17 protein-coding genes and 2 pseudogenes are annotated in these 15506 nt (G+C 58.8%); 10 read left to right on the forward strand and 9 right to left on the reverse strand.

All coding sequences use genetic code 11. The features are described 5' to 3' along the window. Positions 1-34: 34 nt before the first annotated feature. From B0G81_RS05425 to B0G81_RS05435, 3 genes are all read right to left on the reverse strand, one after another. Positions 35-868 carry an enoyl-CoA hydratase/isomerase family protein gene (locus tag B0G81_RS05425; RefSeq protein WP_134133798.1) on the reverse strand — a complete coding sequence of 278 codons (834 nt, stop codon included), beginning with the start codon at positions 866-868 and terminating at the stop codon, positions 35-37. Between the two features lie 124 nt (positions 869-992). Beyond that, on the reverse strand, positions 993-1412 hold the full coding sequence (locus B0G81_RS05430; RefSeq protein ID WP_106276933.1) for a heme-binding protein: 420 nt from the start codon (positions 1410-1412) through the stop codon (positions 993-995). Positions 1413-1506: 94 nt separating this feature from the next. Further along, positions 1507-2184: a type 1 glutamine amidotransferase domain-containing protein gene (locus B0G81_RS05435; protein WP_134133799.1), complete on the reverse strand. Its 678-nt coding sequence runs from the start codon at positions 2182-2184 to the stop codon at positions 1507-1509. Positions 2185-2759: 575 nt separating this feature from the next. Between B0G81_RS05435 and B0G81_RS05440 the strand changes: the two genes are divergently transcribed. The 3 genes from B0G81_RS05440 to B0G81_RS44400 all read left to right on the forward strand — a co-directional run bounded on the left by B0G81_RS05440 (position 2760) and on the right by B0G81_RS44400 (position 4904). After that, entirely contained in the window at positions 2760-3323 is a 564-nt protein-coding gene (locus tag B0G81_RS05440) for a VOC family protein (RefSeq protein WP_243856365.1), read from the forward strand. 348 nt (positions 3324-3671) lie between these two features. Continuing rightward, a complete protein-coding gene (locus B0G81_RS05445; RefSeq protein WP_134133800.1) occupies positions 3672-4361 on the forward strand; it encodes an oxidoreductase in 690 nt (229 codons plus the stop codon). A 342-nt stretch (positions 4362-4703) separates the two neighbouring features. Then, positions 4704-4904, forward strand: a complete 201-nt coding sequence (locus B0G81_RS44400) for a copper chaperone (RefSeq protein ID WP_116123211.1) — start codon at positions 4704-4706, stop codon at positions 4902-4904. A 4-nt stretch (positions 4905-4908) separates the two neighbouring features. On the opposite strand, the pseudogene B0G81_RS05455 reads toward B0G81_RS44400, so the two are convergent. After that, a pseudogene (locus tag B0G81_RS05455) lies at positions 4909-5223 on the reverse strand (SDR family NAD(P)-dependent oxidoreductase); the annotation flags it as partial. Between the two features lie 131 nt (positions 5224-5354). After that, positions 5355-6107 (reverse strand): SDR family oxidoreductase, encoded by a 753-nt coding sequence (locus tag B0G81_RS05460; RefSeq protein WP_134133801.1) that lies wholly within the window; start codon positions 6105-6107, stop codon positions 5355-5357. 190 nt (positions 6108-6297) lie between these two features. Here B0G81_RS05460 and B0G81_RS05465 point away from each other — a divergent pair, with 190 nt between their 5' ends. From B0G81_RS05465 to B0G81_RS45555, 6 genes and pseudogenes are all read left to right on the forward strand, one after another. Beyond that, positions 6298-6480, forward strand: coding sequence for a hypothetical protein (locus tag B0G81_RS05465; protein ID WP_134133802.1), 183 nt, complete (start codon positions 6298-6300; stop codon positions 6478-6480). Further along, on the forward strand, positions 6477-6641 hold the full coding sequence (locus B0G81_RS43480) for a hypothetical protein (protein ID WP_166678924.1): 165 nt from the start codon (positions 6477-6479) through the stop codon (positions 6639-6641). The genes B0G81_RS05465 and B0G81_RS43480 overlap by 4 nt, the downstream gene beginning before the upstream one ends. 339 nt (positions 6642-6980) lie before the next feature. Then, the gene (locus tag B0G81_RS05470) at positions 6981-7415 is read left to right on the forward strand and encodes a DUF3592 domain-containing protein (RefSeq protein WP_134133803.1); all 435 of its coding nucleotides are present in this window, start codon (positions 6981-6983) and stop codon (positions 7413-7415) included. Beyond that, the gene (locus tag B0G81_RS05475; protein ID WP_134133804.1) at positions 7412-7957 is read left to right on the forward strand and encodes a hypothetical protein; all 546 of its coding nucleotides are present in this window, start codon (positions 7412-7414) and stop codon (positions 7955-7957) included. Before B0G81_RS05470 ends, B0G81_RS05475 begins: the two co-directional genes overlap by 4 nt. A 21-nt stretch (positions 7958-7978) precedes the next feature. Beyond that, positions 7979-8447, forward strand: a pseudogene (locus B0G81_RS05480) (type VI secretion system tube protein Hcp). 774 nt (positions 8448-9221) lie between these two features. Then, positions 9222-9386: a hypothetical protein gene (locus B0G81_RS45555; protein ID WP_347877442.1), complete on the forward strand. Its 165-nt coding sequence runs from the start codon at positions 9222-9224 to the stop codon at positions 9384-9386. Between the two features lie 290 nt (positions 9387-9676). On the opposite strand, the gene B0G81_RS05495 is transcribed toward B0G81_RS45555, so the two are convergent. Next, positions 9677-10528, reverse strand: a complete 852-nt coding sequence (locus B0G81_RS05495) for an alpha/beta hydrolase (protein WP_134133805.1) — start codon at positions 10526-10528, stop codon at positions 9677-9679. Positions 10529-10654: 126 nt separating this feature from the next. Here B0G81_RS05495 and B0G81_RS05500 point away from each other — a divergent pair, with 126 nt between their 5' ends. Beyond that, positions 10655-11476 (forward strand): LysR substrate-binding domain-containing protein, encoded by an 822-nt coding sequence (locus tag B0G81_RS05500; RefSeq protein ID WP_181196480.1) that lies wholly within the window; start codon positions 10655-10657, stop codon positions 11474-11476. Between the two features lie 31 nt (positions 11477-11507). Here B0G81_RS05500 and B0G81_RS05505 read toward each other — a convergent pair whose 3' ends face one another. From B0G81_RS05505 to B0G81_RS05515, 3 genes are read right to left on the reverse strand one after another with little or no spacing between them, the layout of a single operon-like run. Continuing rightward, positions 11508-12440 (reverse strand): GTP-binding protein, encoded by a 933-nt coding sequence (locus B0G81_RS05505; RefSeq protein WP_134133806.1) that lies wholly within the window; start codon positions 12438-12440, stop codon positions 11508-11510. Continuing rightward, the gene (locus B0G81_RS05510) at positions 12437-14095 is read right to left on the reverse strand and encodes an amidohydrolase (protein WP_134133807.1); all 1659 of its coding nucleotides are present in this window, start codon (positions 14093-14095) and stop codon (positions 12437-12439) included. Before B0G81_RS05510 ends, B0G81_RS05505 begins: the two co-directional genes overlap by 4 nt. Positions 14096-14117: 22 nt before the next feature. Continuing rightward, a complete protein-coding gene (locus B0G81_RS05515; RefSeq protein ID WP_134133808.1) occupies positions 14118-15503 on the reverse strand; it encodes a sodium:solute symporter family protein in 1386 nt (461 codons plus the stop codon). Between the last annotated feature and the right edge of the window lie 3 nt (positions 15504-15506).

A 15506-nucleotide genomic window follows, 5' to 3' on the forward strand; every position in this document is an offset into this window, starting at 1 on the left:
TACCCTGTCGCTCCGTGCCAGGCGACGGACAGCTTCATGCGAGTTGGCCAAGATAGTATCCGAGCCGATCTTCAACATCGCCAGGCTTGTGGAAACCGCGTGCGAGCAGCGCCTTGATGCTTTCCTGCGCGGCGGGTCGCCCTAGCGATGCCATGCAGGCGTCCCACCCGGCGGCGATTTCGACATCCGGTGGCAGGCTGGTGTTGACGAGGCGCTTGGTGTTGGCGATTGCCAACTTGTCGAAGCCTGCGATCCGGGTCGCGAGCGCGTCCACGAAGGCGTCGAGGTCGGTATCGGGGAGCGCCCGGTTGACGTAGCCATAGGCTTCGGCCTGGTCGCCACTGATGTCTTCCGAGCTCAACAGCACCTCCATCGCGCGATTGCGGCCGATGAGCCGCGGCAACCGGGCCATCGGACCGCCTCCGGCGACCAGCCCCACGCCCACCTCCCATTGCGAGAGGATCGTTCTTTCTCGGCTGGCGAAACTCATATCGCAGGCGAGCGTCAGTTCACTGCCGTTCCCCGTCGCGCGCCCGCGAATGAGGGCGATGGAGACAACGGGGACGCGTGTCAGGCGAACGAGGCAGTCCGGCCATTGCGGCAAGCCTGTGGGGCCCGGCGGCATGGCGGCCAGGTCCTGGAACCTGGCCAGGAAATCTGAGTGATTCAAAAAGTAGCCGTCCACCGCGCTGTCGAAGACTACGACCCTGACCTGCTCGTCGGCTTCGAGGGCGCCGATGAGCTCGTGGAACTCGGCGATCATGGGAGGGCCCATGACGTTGATCGGCGGGTTATCGATCGTCACACGCCAATACGCTGGGGACTGCCGGGCAACTTTGATTGCAACAGGGTTCGTCGCCGCTGTCATTTTGGGGCTCCTATCACCGATAGTAAGGATGCTTTGGGCGAAGTCCGCGCGAGGATTTCTTCGCGCTTTCCGCTCCTGATTCAGGACGTTCGCTACCCGGCAGCATTGCGTTGGACGATCTCGTTCAAGCATCGAGCGCAGCTAGCGCGGCCTGCGCAACTGCAATGTCCTGCTCGATGGTTCCTGCGCTGGTTCCCACGGCGCCGATAACGTGTCCGTCGAAGACGACGGGAATGCCGCCGCCAAAAATGACAACTTCACCCGCGATGCTTTCCTGGATCCCGAACAGTGGCATCCCTGATTGCGCAAACCTGGCCAGATCAGCGGTGGTTTTCTCCAAGATTCTCGCTGTCACTGCCTTGTTGATGGCAAGGTCGATGCTGCCGATAATCGCGCCATCTTGACGCAAGAAAGCGACCAGGTGGGCGCCGGCGTCAACCACAGCGATGCTGTACGCGACCCTGAGACTCGCGGCCTTTGCCTCTGCGGCGGACACCATCCGCTTTGCGTCCTCGAGCGAAATGCTGTCGTATGTTCTCGGCATCTCATCCTCCGCGTGATCGAAGCGTTCCGCCCCTGTCCCTCGAGAAAGCGGTCCCACAAGCTCGCCGACTTCAGGGGCCCCCGCCGGATTGAAACTAGGCCTGCAGAACCTTGAGCAACTCCACGGCAGTCGGGCCGGACGAGGCTGGGTTCTGGCCGGTGATCAGGCGCCCATCGACAATAGTCAGTACGTCCCAATTCGCCACCTTTTCAAAATGGCCGCCCAGGCGTTTGAGTTCATCCTCGACGAGGAAGGGCATGACTTTGGTCAGTCCTACGGCTTCTTCCTCGTCGTTGGTAAAGCAGGTGACGCGCTTGCCCTTGACGATGGGTTGTCCCTCATAAGTGGCTTTCAGCAGAACACAAGGGCCATGACAGACGGCGGCGACCGGCTTGCCCGCGTTGTAGAAATCCTCGATCAAGGCGATCGAGTGTTTGTCATTGGTCAGGTCCCACATCGGGCCATGACCGCCGGCATAGAAGATCGTGTCGTAGTCGGCCGCCTTGACGTCAGCGAGCTTGACGCTGCTGGCCAACACTTTCTGCGTCCCAGGGTCTTTCTTGAACCGTAGCATCGAGTCGGTCTGATTGTCCGGATCGTCACTTCTGGGATCGATCGGTGGATGTCCCCCCTTGGGCGAAGTCACGGTGACTTCCGCACCGGCGTCTGTGAACGCATAGTAGGGAGCTGTGAACTCTTCCAGCCAGAAGCCGGTCGGCTTGCCGGTGTCTCCAAGCACATTGTGCGAAGTCAAAACCAACAGGATTTTCATTGCCAATCTCCGTTCATTGAGGCAAATGCCAAAACGCGGCATTGCCGGGGCAAACTCTCGAAGTCGTTGTTCAGGTCAGTTGTCCGGAGTCCCCACGTGCCGGGAAAACGGCTTGAGCAGCTCTCGAGACGGAGGCTGCCCCCACGTCAAGCGGACACTGTCATAGGGCATCGTGTTGGAGACGCGTTCAACGAACACCTCTATTCAAGACCGGCTTCCAGGTGCGCGCCATCCGGCGAAGGTATTGCTGGAGCATCCGATGGTATGAGGGACTTCGCCGTCCGCCATAGCAGGCTGAAACGAGTGCGTTCCGGGCGCGGATCTCGCTTTCGAAGGGGTTGCGGCGCGTCGCCTCGGCGTAAGGATGATCTATAGCGGAACGCTACTTCGAACACCGAAACGTGCCAGGCACTTTGACGCAATGACGGCTAAGTCGTCGTGTTCCTGCTGGAATCAATACAGGAAACTGTGTCGCCACTTGCCATGTTTTTGCGTTTCGTTTTCACCTATCGTGTGTTCACCTACCCGAAGCGGTAGAAGGGGAACCCGTAGCCAACGCCTCCAAGGAGCCAGACATGAGCAACAACCCAATGCAAAGCGGGCACGCAGTTGAGACCTCGCGCGCCGGCATGTACGACACGAAGCTCGAGATCGTCGTCATCCCCGTCTCGGACGTCGATCGCGCCAAGCGCTTCTACGGCGATCTAGGTTGGCGACTTGATATCGATTTCAAGGGCGACGACTACCGCGTGATCCAGTACACACCATCCGGCTCCGGATGTTCGGTGATGTTCGGCAAGAACATCACCAGGGCCGCGCCCGGCTCGGTCCAGGGACTGCACCTCATTGTGTCCGACATTGTGGCCGTCCGTAACGATCTGCTCCGTCGTGGCATCGAGATCAGCGAGCCATTCCACGATACGGGCGGCGTGTTCCATCATGCTGACGGGAATAGCGTGGTTAGCGGCTTGAATCCCACACGACAAAGTTACGCCTCTTACGCTTCGTTCAGTGACCCTGACGGCAACGGTTGGCTGCTGCAGGAAATCACCGTGCGATTGTCCGCGGACGTCGAAGTGGGAGACCCAAGGTTTTCGAGCGAGGTTCTGAAGGCGATTCATTCGACGACACCCGATTGATCGTCGCGGCGCATCCGTCGATAACGGCGAAATCGGGCACCTGTCACTGATGACGGTAGCACTGGAGGACGTCAGCGCGTTGGAAGACGCTGAGACACCATGCCAACTACGAATTTTGCGAGCTCGGCCCGCGCGACCATCTCCTGCACCGAGCCGGCAACCCACCCTTTATCAGCGCGGTTATATAGGTGGTATTCGCGTTGAACGACTTGCTGGTGGATCTCTTCCGCCCTAACCTGAATCCCACATTCAACCGCCCTCCAGCAGTTTGCTGGACCGGCCATCTCATGCAATCCATACACCGGCGAACTTCCGATTAAGGAAGGCGAAGGTCATATTGGAGAAGACATGCACGACAAACTCCTCTCAGTCGTCGTTACCCGGAAATGGCAACTTGCCGAGAGTTACCATGCTGTCGAGCTTCAAACCAGATGCAGATCCGAGCTTCCGCCGTTTGACGATGGATCTTGCGTCACGCTCGTTCGCGACGACGTCACCTGCAAAGAGAAAATATATCCGCTGTGCCGTTCTACGTCCCGGCCGCGTGCCTATGTCATCGCTGTGAGACAGGATGATGGCAGTGCAGATTCGAAAACCGCAGACATTACGCTGAACCAGGGCGACGAGGCGTTTATCGTAACGACACGGAGTCCTTCAGTTATTTTGGACGGTCGTACACAATCGATACTTTTTTCCGGCGGCGTTGGCGCTGCATCGATTGCGGGAATCGCAAAACGGCTAGCGGCCGCAGGGCAAAAATTCGAGCTGCACAACTTCGCTCGGTCACCCGAACGTGCAGTCTTTCGGGAAGAACTCGATGCGCTCAAAAGCGAAAGCAGGGTTTATCACCATTTCGGTTTAGGTGCTGACCGATTGGAACAGGCAACTTCTCACGCGATGAGTCCAGCGCATGCGAACACTCAGATCTACTGCAGTGGTCCGCCGGCATTTATGGATCTCATCGAGCGCCAGGCGCGCGACTGGGTGTATCCGGCCAATATCCACAGAATTTTTCTGGGCGACAGAGGCAAGGCATAGTCGACGGACATTCGTGAATGTCCGCTTCGAAAAACGTCGGCAAAGCCGGGGTGCCGGCAAATCTCCAGAACAAGTCTCCTCAACGTAGCTTCAGCGCGTCACGGCTCGCCGCCCGATTTTCGATTTGTTCCCGCTGCGCAAGACTGTTTGTACGGTGCGGGTATTCGAAACTTGAGTCAATGCGCCTACATTCGGCTCTAACGGACCATGAAGCGGTCAAAGACGAATGGTGCGGATATCAACGTGATGTAGCAAGGCGCCCGCGAGCCACGACGTTCGTTGAGCGCGAAAACAGGTCGTGGCGGCGGTGTGTATGAACGCTATCTAGTGGAGAAATGAAAAGTGAAATTCTCGGTTAAAGATGAAATTCGCTCCGACGATATTCCGGCTATCGAACATGCGATGAGGACCGTCGACGCCGACGCGAAGGTCAACGTGGACATTGATACGAAGACGGTCAGCGTTGATTCGTGGCTGATGCCTGAAGAGTTTCTCGTCGCGTTCGTCGATGAAGACTATGACGCGACGATTGTTGAAGCGTAGACAGGAGCTGCGTGATGTAAGAAAAGCCCGTCATATTCATGTTCACCACCGCGGCGTAGTCTTCCGTAGTGTGTTCGGTGAAAGGCTTGCCGATGTAGATGCCGGCGTTGTTCACCAGCGTGTCGATGCGGCCAAATCGTGCGACGCCTTCGGTAATGACACGATGAGCGGTTGCCCGGTCACCGATATCGCCGGCGATGGTGAGGATGTTCGCATCGTCCGACGGCTTGATCGACCGTGAGTTCGCGACAATGCGGTAGCCGAGCTCGCGAAACGCCCTAGCGACTTCGGCACCGATGCCTTGCGACGCGCCGGTCACGACGACAAACTTCTATGACATGCTCATCTTTCCCCAGAAAAATTCTTATTCCGTTTCGACGCCGATCGAGTCGACGGCGCCTATCAGGACACGTGCGGACACGTTGATTCAGGTTTCGCTTAAACCTGCAATCAAGCCTTCCTCGAGCGCGCGAGCCACTGGTCGAGACTAATGCGGCCGATCCGCGCGTCGCCGAGCGGCACGAGCGATTGTTCCTCGACGCGGCCGCCGTAATACAGCGCATCGCGGTCCGTTACCACTGGGCGCGCGTCGCCTACCGATTTCAGATAACGCGAGACGATCTCCGCGAAAGGCGCGCGGTCCGGGCCGGCAATCTCGACCGTGCCGTTTTGCGGCGCAGCAGGCGCGATCTGCGCGAGGTTTGCTACGACATCGTCTACGGCGATCGGCTGAAACAGTCCTTCGCCGACACGTACCGTGCCGTCGACCGTGCTGAAATCCGCGATACCGCCGATGAACTCCATGAACTGCGTCGCGCGCACGATCGTATACGGCACGCCGGCCGCTTTGATCAGTTCCTCCTGCGCGACCTTGGCGGCGAAGTACGCGTTCTCCGGCGAGCGGTCGCAGCCGACGATGGATAGCGCTACGTGATGCCGAACTCCCGCAGCTGCTTCGGCCTTGCCAAGATTGCGCGCCGAAGTACGGAAGAAATCGAGTACCGCCTGCGGCTCCCATGACGGCGCGTTTGTCACATCCACCACGACGTCCGCGCCTGCGAGCGCATTATCCAATCCCTCGCCCGTCACGGCGTTGACGCCGGTACGCGGCGATGCAGCAAGCGCTTCATGGCCCGCTTCGCGAAGCAACGTGACAAGACGCGATCCGATCAGGCCGGACCCACCGATTACGACGATTTTCATGGCAAATTCTCCAGATGAGAGTAAGTGAACGCGCGGGAGCCGGGCGAGGGTCGTATCGCGCGAAAGTGTTTCGCCGCCGTCTCATCGCGTGAGGCCATTGTGGAAGAATCATGGCCAATCGGAAAGTGCCAGGAATCGACGATCCGACTAGTACAAACCGTTTGCCGCTTTTCTTGTCCGCGAGACCGTCATGACCGTTCCGACTTCCGCTTTGGCCATTGAAATCGACCGGCAGCAGCAGTTGCCGATCTATCTGCAGATCTGCGCAGGTGCGACGGCTTCAATGTCGCTGCATAGCCTGTGCTCATACGGGCTCGTAAGCGATGAGCCCATCGTTGTCGCTTTCAACCTCGATGAGGAGAGGCGTGTATGAGTGATACCCACGAAGAGGATCGCGTGATGGATTATGACACGTACGGGCCACGCATCGCGATGCGTGAGCGCGCCGTGATGATGGTGATCGCGTCACGACTTCGAGCAATTGCTTGTGGCCGTGCCGCTGATAGCCGAGTGGATTCTGGCAAACGTGTGTGAGTCCGAAGCGAAAGAGGGCTCAGCATGAGCCGCACGCTGTGGCCGCTAATCGTCGCGGCGCGCAGTCGCCAAACGAATCAACTTGCATAATTTTCGAAGATTTACCAATTTTTCACCTTTTGGCTCATCCACGCGATGGAATAGCGCTGATCTCCCACCCAAAAAGCGACAGTGCTGCATTAACGTGAACCCCTTCTGGCAGATTGGCAGGGGGAAAAGTCGCCGCCATTTAAACCGCGGTGCATAGGGCCACCAAATCTCAAAAACACATTCTCCGGCTGATCTGTTATTTTGCATGCTCGCACGCCATCACCTAAATGCTACAGGCTCTTCGTCACTATGTCGATTAAAGAAGAAAAGCTGAATCGAATTTCAAAAAACGCTATATTTTTCGCTGGCGGCGTATTTTTATTGATCGCAGCGAATTTTTTATACTTGCAGACTACGGATTTTATAAACAACTCCGTAGTTGTGAGTGGCAAAGTCGCCCGGCTTAATCACGGCGGCCACCATGTTCAGGTGGAATTTGACACGCAAAGAGGCGAGCATATTTCCTCTTCGCAATCGGCATTTATATCCGCAAATGTCGGCGACACACTACCCATCCGCTACAGGCCAGATGACCCCACTCACACTTCAGAGATTGATCGTTTTATGGATATCTGGGATTTACCGCTTGTGTGTTTTGCACTTGGAATGGTCTTCTTGTGCTCTACCTTGGTTGATTGTTTGTTCTGGAAACGCAATCTGTTCGAAAGGAGAAGTGGCAAATGATATCGTTGCGTAAAAGCGGATGGTCGTTAAATACGAGTGCAACGGGCGGGCTTGGCATTGAGTTACTATCCATCTCGGGCGGAAAAATTATTCTCGATGATCCGCAGAAACAATCTCACGATTTTTCTTATTTCGGATTTGGAATTGGCTACTCACGAGGACTACCGAAAATCAAACTTCCGCCTATTCCAATATTGAACAGGGAAATGTCTGGCACGGGCTCTACGAAAGATTTTACGAGCGACGGCGTACTCTATATGACCAGTTATTTTCACAGGCAAGAACTATCGACATCCGATATTAAGGGTGCAACAATATATTTCGACGGTGGCGCGGGATTGCTAGCGGGATACGGTGGATCAATTATGTTGCTCGGCATTAATACGGAATTAATTGCTCCCTGGCTGGTAAATCCCGGCATTTTCGCCAGTATGGCAAAGAAGGCCCTAGATTGCGCTCCTGCCGTTCTTCTATTGGCGGGCGAGGCAGAGGGATTAATCGCCGGTGGCGGACTCAGCGCAATGATCGGTCATCTCCAGTAAACAATATCCAAACTTTTAATTATGGCGCAAGATATTTTGATTGATATCAACGGCATTTCGGGAGAATCTCAAGACTTCGAACATCTCGACGAAATTGATGCCCAGTCGTGGAGTTGGCAAGTCGCACAAAATTCCTCCATGCTTTCGGGATCAGGCGGCGGCGTGGGCAAGGCTTCAGTGTCAGACCTTGGATTTTTCCACGCATATGATCGAGCTAGTCCGAACCTGGCTAAATACTGCTTTACTGGAAAGCACATTGAAAAAGCTGTATTAACCATGCGTAAGGCAGGCACCGTACCTCATGAGTTCGCTCGCATCACCATGTATGACGTGGTAATTACCAACGTCTCGCCGGTTGCTAATGGTTCGATATGTCATGAGCATGTGACGCTTTCTTTTGCATGAATACATACTTCAAAATCCGCTTGGCGGTAGCGGTGGAGCGGTAACAGCTATGATGTATATCAAGGAAAACAGTACTGTCAAATAGTGTGGTGGCCGATGCTGCGTGCCGTTATCTCGGAAGATGCGTTGGAGAAAATGCCACACAGCACGTACACCCGCCAACAATCGTGATGAGAGTGAATATTGCGAATTTCGGCGCGAACGGCGGGCACCGGATACGAATCGAAGAATGTCATGATGCCCCGTTCACCGCGGGTTGGGACGCTGAAAAAAGCGCTGCAGCGGGCCGCTGTTGCTCGCGGCGTGCGGGCGGTAGCGCCACCCCCGCCGTGCCCCCTGTGTCTTCTATGTGGTCGGAGTTGCCCTTGATGTGCACGAAGGTGCAGGCACCCGGCGCAAGCGCCGCAAGCACCGTCAACACCAGGCACATGAGCCGAACCACATGCCCGCGAATAGCGGCTTCATGCCGGTAGCTCAGGCCACTCGATAGCGAGCGGAAAGCCTGCCTGCTGCGGCACGTCGCGAAGCGCCGCCGGTACGTTTCCCACACGTCCGCGCCGGTCTACAGCGTGACGGGCGCATCAGGTGGCACCATCACCTTGCTATCGCGCCACGCGTGGCATTCGTTACGGTAGGCGCGCACGAACATCGCACGGTGACGTTTCTCGTCGGCCCTGAAGCGCGCGAGAAAACGTGAGCAAGCCCCGCGCGAGTTGGCATCGCACGTCCGGAAACGGCCGTAGCACGGGCCTGCGTGGGCAATAGCCCGAGCCGGGTGATGCAAGTATGGAATGTGAGCTTTTACTCCGACATCTTCCGTACGGAACGCAGCGAGCGAGCCGATTCAACGGAGATCGGTATGAGCGATATCACCACTGCCATGAAGCACAATCACGTTAGCTTCCCTTCATCCGATGTGAGCGCCACCGCCGCCTTCTTCGAGGACCATCTAGACCGTACGGTTGCCGCGCGAGGGACGAGCTGCTTTCTGGAAACGCTCCGGTTTCGACATCGTGATCGATGACGCCGCCGACCATCCGGTCGAGTGGCCGCAGAACTCTCACATCGGTTTTGAGCTGGCGTCCCTCGACGAGGTTCGCGCGCTACACGAACAGATGGCCGGCGTCGGCGTCGTGATGAAAAGCGGCGTGTTCAAGCATGAACGCGGCTCGCGGTTTTTCTGCGAGGTGCCGGGTGGCGTCTCGTCGAATCAATACGCGTTCGGATGCCGACGAGAAATATCGAAGCACCTTCGACCTTTGATGTTTTCGCCTGCCGCACCGCCGAGCCGAACCACGCCGACCCACGCCGGAATCAGAAGCTGACGAACGCCTGCACGAGCCTGTTAAAAGCACCGGCGTTCGACACATTCATGCCGTGCGACGCACCGGCAATGGTTTGCCGCTCCGCATAATCGATCCACTCCGCGAGCTTTTCGACGTTGTTGCGGAACATGCGCGGACTGCGCTGGCCGTCGATCAGCAGCGTCCTGCATTTCACGTCACGCGCGGTTTCACGGGAATAGGCGGGCAACGGATCGCGGAGTTGCTTGGGCAGCGTGCCCGCGTTGTCGATCGCCATGGTGCGGAACGCGACCGGGCTCTTGCGCCACGCTCCCGGCATGCTCACCGAATCGACGAAAAGCTCCAGGCCCGCGTCGATCTGCTCGCTCTCGATGAGTTCCGCGACGCGCGCGCGTAACACATTCGTCGTAGCCGGCAGCGCCGCCTCCGGCATGCCGTCGGTCTGCAGCGGACCGCCCGGGTCCGCGAGCGTGAGCGTCTTCACGAGCCGCGGATTGTCGCGCGCAACATGGAACGCCACGCAGCCGCCGCGCGAATGGCCGACCAGATGCACGGGCCCAAGATCGATCGCCTCGATAAACTCGGCCAGTTCGCCGACGTGCGTCTGCCAGCCGAACTCGCCCTGAATGCACGCCTCGCTCGCCGGCCAGTAGTGGCTCAGGCTCACCGAGATGCAGCGGAAATGTTGCGAGAGCGCCGCCGTCTGCGCATTCCAGTAGCGATAGTCGCACAGCGAGCCGTGCACGAACACGAGCGGTTCGCCTTCTCCGCACTCGACGTACGGCACGCAGATGCCCGATGCGATGGTCGCAAACGACAGTTCGGGTACGGCAAGCACTGAGAGGTCGGTACGGGCGTTCATGGACTGGCTCCTTTGCAGCCACTATGCCCCATGTCACAACTTTAGAAAATCGCGTAATATTGATCGAATCTATCTACTTTTCTGATACCAGACTCCTTGAAAGCCCTCGACCTGGACGTGATGACCATGATCGTCGCCGTCGCCGACACCGGCAACATCAGCCGGGCGGCGGAAGTCGTGCATCGGTCGCAATCGGCGGTGAGCATGCAGATCAAGACGCTCGAAACCGCGCTGGGCAAGCCGCTGTTCGTGCGCAAGCCGAGAAATGTGGTGCCGACTCAGGATGGCGAAGTCCTGCTGACCTACGCTCGCCGCATGCTCGCTTTACGCGACGAAGCATGGGCGGCGGTGGTTCGGCCGGACGTGACGGGACGCGTGAGTATCGGCGTGCCGGACGATTACGCGTCGTCGCTGCTGCCGCCGATCCTCAAGAAGTTTTCCGCGACCTATCCGAAGGTGGAGATTCAGGTTGTCGGTTTGCCGAGCGTCGCACTCGCGCCGATGGTGAAAGACGGTTCGGTCGATCTGGTGTGTGCGACGCGAGTCAAGGGTTTATCGGGCGAGTTCATTCGCCATGAACCCATGGAATGGGCGGCCGCGCCGAGCGCCGATGAGATATGGCGCGAACGGCCGTTGCCGATCGCCGTGTTCCTGCCGGGCAGCGTCGCGCGCGAGAACGCGATTCGCAGCCTGGAGCGCGCGAAGATTCCGTACCGCACCTCATATGAAAGTCCGAGTCTGCTGGGCCTGCTGTCGATGGCCGAAGCAGGTCTCGCGATCGTGCCGCTCGCCCGCTGCGCGGTGCCGGCGCACTTCACGCTGCTTGGGCGCGCGCACGGCTTGCCCGAAATCACCGCGTTGGAAATGGTGCTGGCGCGCAGCACGGCTTCGAATCGTCCGCCGTGCGATTTTCTGGCCGAGAAGATTGTCTCCGAGTTGAGGCGCTAGTTTTTCGGCGCGCGTCCCCGGTTGGCCGGGATCATGGTCCGATTTCCGCGGCTTTGAGCGCCGCTCGAGCAGTCAACTCGTCGTCGCGATCGAACATGCCGATCAGCACGATCTGCGATTGGGCGGATGTACAAGCCGGCGACGCGCTAATTACCACGCGGTTGCCGACCACATGCAATTCATGCAGCGCGCCGTCGCTCTCCAGTCGGACAAAACCTTTCGCACGCAACAGCTTTGCCGAGAAACTCCGCAACGCGTCCTTGAGTTTCTTGCGGCTCAGGTACGCGTCGGTGACAAATGAAAAGCTGCACAGATCGCGCGGGGTGGGAGAGGCGGCCAGTGGCATCGCGCCGATAGGGCGCGCGGGTAGTACGTGCCCCTCCTCGAAGATCAAACCGAGCGGCACGGCCGCGTGTGTGGCCTGAACGATGACACGGCTATTCGCAAGCGCTTCAATGCGCGCTTTGACAGCCTCGCGTGCAGGCTCGCCAAGCAGATCCATCTTGTTCAGCACGATGGCCGTGGCGCCCGCGATCTGCCGTTGCGCGATATCGCCGACATAAGGATCGGCCAGCGTCTGTTCGACACGTTCCGCATCCACCAGCACGACAATGCCGTCCAGACGAAACGCGCGATCGAGCAAACCGATCTGCGCGATGCGCACCGGGTCGGACACGCCGCTCGCTTCGATGATCAGCAGATCGGGGGCGTCAGTGCGCGAGCTTATGGCCAGCAGCGCCTCGACCAGCCGGCCGCCGATCGAACAGCAGACGCAGCCGTTTTCCAGGTTGATCACGTCGTCGGTGCGCTGGCGAATCAGCGAAGCGTCGATATTGATCGAGCCGAAGTCATTGACGAGTACGGTGATGCGTCGCGGTCCGGCGTTGCTCAGAATATGGTTGAGCAGTGTGGTCTTTCCCGCACCGAGATAGCCGCCAATCACGACGAGCGGAATCGCACTCATCCCGCCGGCGCCTGGAAAATGCGGCCGCCGAGCACCGTGCCCCACACTTCCAGATCCTTCAGACGTCGCGGCGCGACTTCGGCGGGGTCTTCGGCGAGCACCGCGAAGTCCGCGAATTTGCCGACTTCGATACTGCCCACCAGGTGATCCATCTTGAGTGTGTAAGCGGCTCCGAGCGTGATTGCGCGCAATGCATCGGCAATCGGCACGCGTTCGTTCGCACCGAGCACTCGACCTGATGCGGTCTCGCGCTGCGACGCGCACCATGCGGTGAAAAGCGGATTGAGCGGCGTAATGGGCGCATCGGAATGAAACGCAAACGGAATGCCCAGGCGGCGCGCCGATTCCGCGGCGTTCATCCGATTCGCGCGATCCGCGCCCATGGTCTGCGAATAGTGCGCATCGCCCCAGTAGTAGATGTGGTTCGAAAAGAAATTGATGCACAAGCCAAGGCTCGCCGCGCGCGCGAGCTGGCTGGCGTCCGCCATCTGACAGTGCTGCAGCGTATGCCGATGATCGCGCCGCGGATAAAGCGTGAGAAGCCGTTCGAACGCGTCGAGCACGAGTTCGGTCGCCTCGTCGCCGTTGGTGTGCACGTGCAGTTGCAGGCCGGCTTCGTGAAACGGCCTGAACACCTCGACAAACTGGCTCGGCGGAATCAGCCACAAACCGTTGGGCTTGCCGTTCAGATAGCCGGGCCATTTCAGGCGTGCCGTGAAGCCCTGGATCGACCCGTCGACGATAAATTTGACGGGCCCGAAGTGCAGCTTCGGCGTCGCGGTTTCCATCGCCGAGAGCACGCGTTGAGCGCCGCCTTCAGGACTACGTTGCGGCGCGAACGCGGGCACGATGCGCACGGGAAAATCGGCATTCCCCGTGATTTCACGCAGATTGCGATTGCCCTGTTCGGAGAAGTCGTTGACCAGATCGGTGGCGGTCGTCACACCGGCGAGTTGCGCGACGCGGCCGAAATTCCAGATGGCCTTCGTGCTTTCGCTCGCGGCGATCGAGAGGCCGGCGCCGATCACGCGGTAGACCGGGAACATTGCGGCGAACTCCTGCAACTCGCCGGTCGGCTGTCCGCTTTCGTTCTTGTCGATGCCGTCGATATCCGTTTCGTCGTCTATCCCGGCGCGCGCGAGCATCGCCGAATTGACGTTCATCAGGTGCACGCTCGCATGCAGAATCACGACGGGCCGCTCGGCCGACACCGTGTCCAGCTCGCGCACGCTCAGGCGTTGGGTGCCGAAGAAGATCGGATCGAAACCCCACGCGAGCAGCGGAGCGTCGGCCGACGTCATCTCCGCTTGAGCCGCCCTCAGGCGCTCGATCACGGCATCCAGCGATGTCAGGCCTGGCCAGCGCCGGCCGTCGGGGCCGCGGCGGTCGTAGTAGCCGACATAGACGGCGTCCCACATCGCGCCTTCCATCAAGTGGCAATGGCCTTCTACGAAGCCGGGCATCAGCACCTTATCGCTGAATGTATCTACGATTTGTGCATCGCCCCATTGCTTGACGTCGTCAGCGTCGCCCACCGAGAGAATCTTGCCGTCGCGAATCGCAACATGCGTCGCATAGGGTTGCATGGGATTCATCGTCACGATCTTTTTCGCAACGAAGACTTGTGTCGCGTGCTTCTCTTCTCGTTGAGTCATAGGGCAGTGATTGAAGTTCGTTTCAGCTCAGCGCGTGCGCGCGGCTCGGTTTCGCGGTGAGATTCACCGCGGTAAGCACCAGCAGGTTCACGCCGAGGCACAAGAGTCCCAGATTGAAGCCGCCCAGGTCGATCTGCAGCACATACAGGATGATCGCCAGCACCTGTCCGGTCAACATGCCGGACGCGATGGCGGACGGCCGCACGCGCAATCCGAACAGCACCACCATCACGCCGGGGAAGAATTGCGTGACGCCGTAATACGTAGTGTTGATCAGCGTGAGCATCAGATTCGGCGTGAGCAGCGTCATCACGATCGACACCAGCAGATACAACACGATCACTACCTTCGTGCCGGTCTTCTGGCGAGCTTCCGGCATGCGCGGCAGAAGATTGCGCGTCACGATCGGGCCGATCGCGAGGCAAATGCCGGCCAGCACGAGCAGACCGGAGAGCGAAGCGCCGGCCGCCACGAGTCCAAGCAGCCAACCCGGCAACAACCGGATCGCGGCAGCGAAGAACGCTTCGTTAGGCGACGCGAGATGCAGGTTTTGACTAATCGCATAGTACGACGCGACCACGAGAAACGGGTACATCAGCATGTACAGTGGCATCGCGACCTGCGTGCGGCGGATAGTGTTCGCGCTTTTCGCGGTAAAGAAGTTCTGCACCGCGAACGGCATGACGTAGAAGCCGAGCGACTGGAACAGCATGGTGCTCATCGAGAAGCTTAGCTGATGCGGATTCATCAGGTTGCTCACATGCTGGCTGGCGGCATGAAAGACCTCGGTCACGCCGACTTCCATCGACACGGCAACGCCGGTAACGACGATCGCGACGACCATCAGGATATCTTTCAGCACGGCGATATAAGCCGATGCCCGCACGCCGGCAATCGCGATGTAGGTGAAGGCGAGCAACGCCGCGAACAGAATCAGATACAGCGGTTTGAAGTTCCAGCCGAGCCCGTTCAACGCGGCAACGAGTCCGGTGAACTGCAACTGCCCCCACGGCAGCAGAAAGACGATCGCGGAGCCTGCGACGATCAGTTCCAGCGAGCGGCTCTGAAAATGCCCTTTGAACAGATCGGGCAGGGTGATCGCGTTATAGCGCTTGCCGGCCTGCCAGATCTTCGGGCCGATGAAATAGCCGACGGGATAGGCGAGCAGAATGTAGCCGAGAAACCAGACGCCGTACGTCGGACCTTTGGCATAGATGCCGCCTGGAAAACCGACCATCGTGCCGATGCTGTAGATCTCGCCGGCCGCGAGAAAGAAGACCAGGTAGGCGCCGAACTGCCGCGACGCCACGAAGAAGTCATGCACGCTTTGCGGACCGCGTCCCTTGTTCGAACGGATCGCGAGGTAAAGCGAGAAAGCGAGGAAGCCGAGAAAGACTGCGGTGGCCATCCG

Source organism: Paraburkholderia sp. BL6665CI2N2, assembly GCF_004366535.1.
GTDB lineage: Bacteria > Pseudomonadota > Gammaproteobacteria > Burkholderiales > Burkholderiaceae > Paraburkholderia.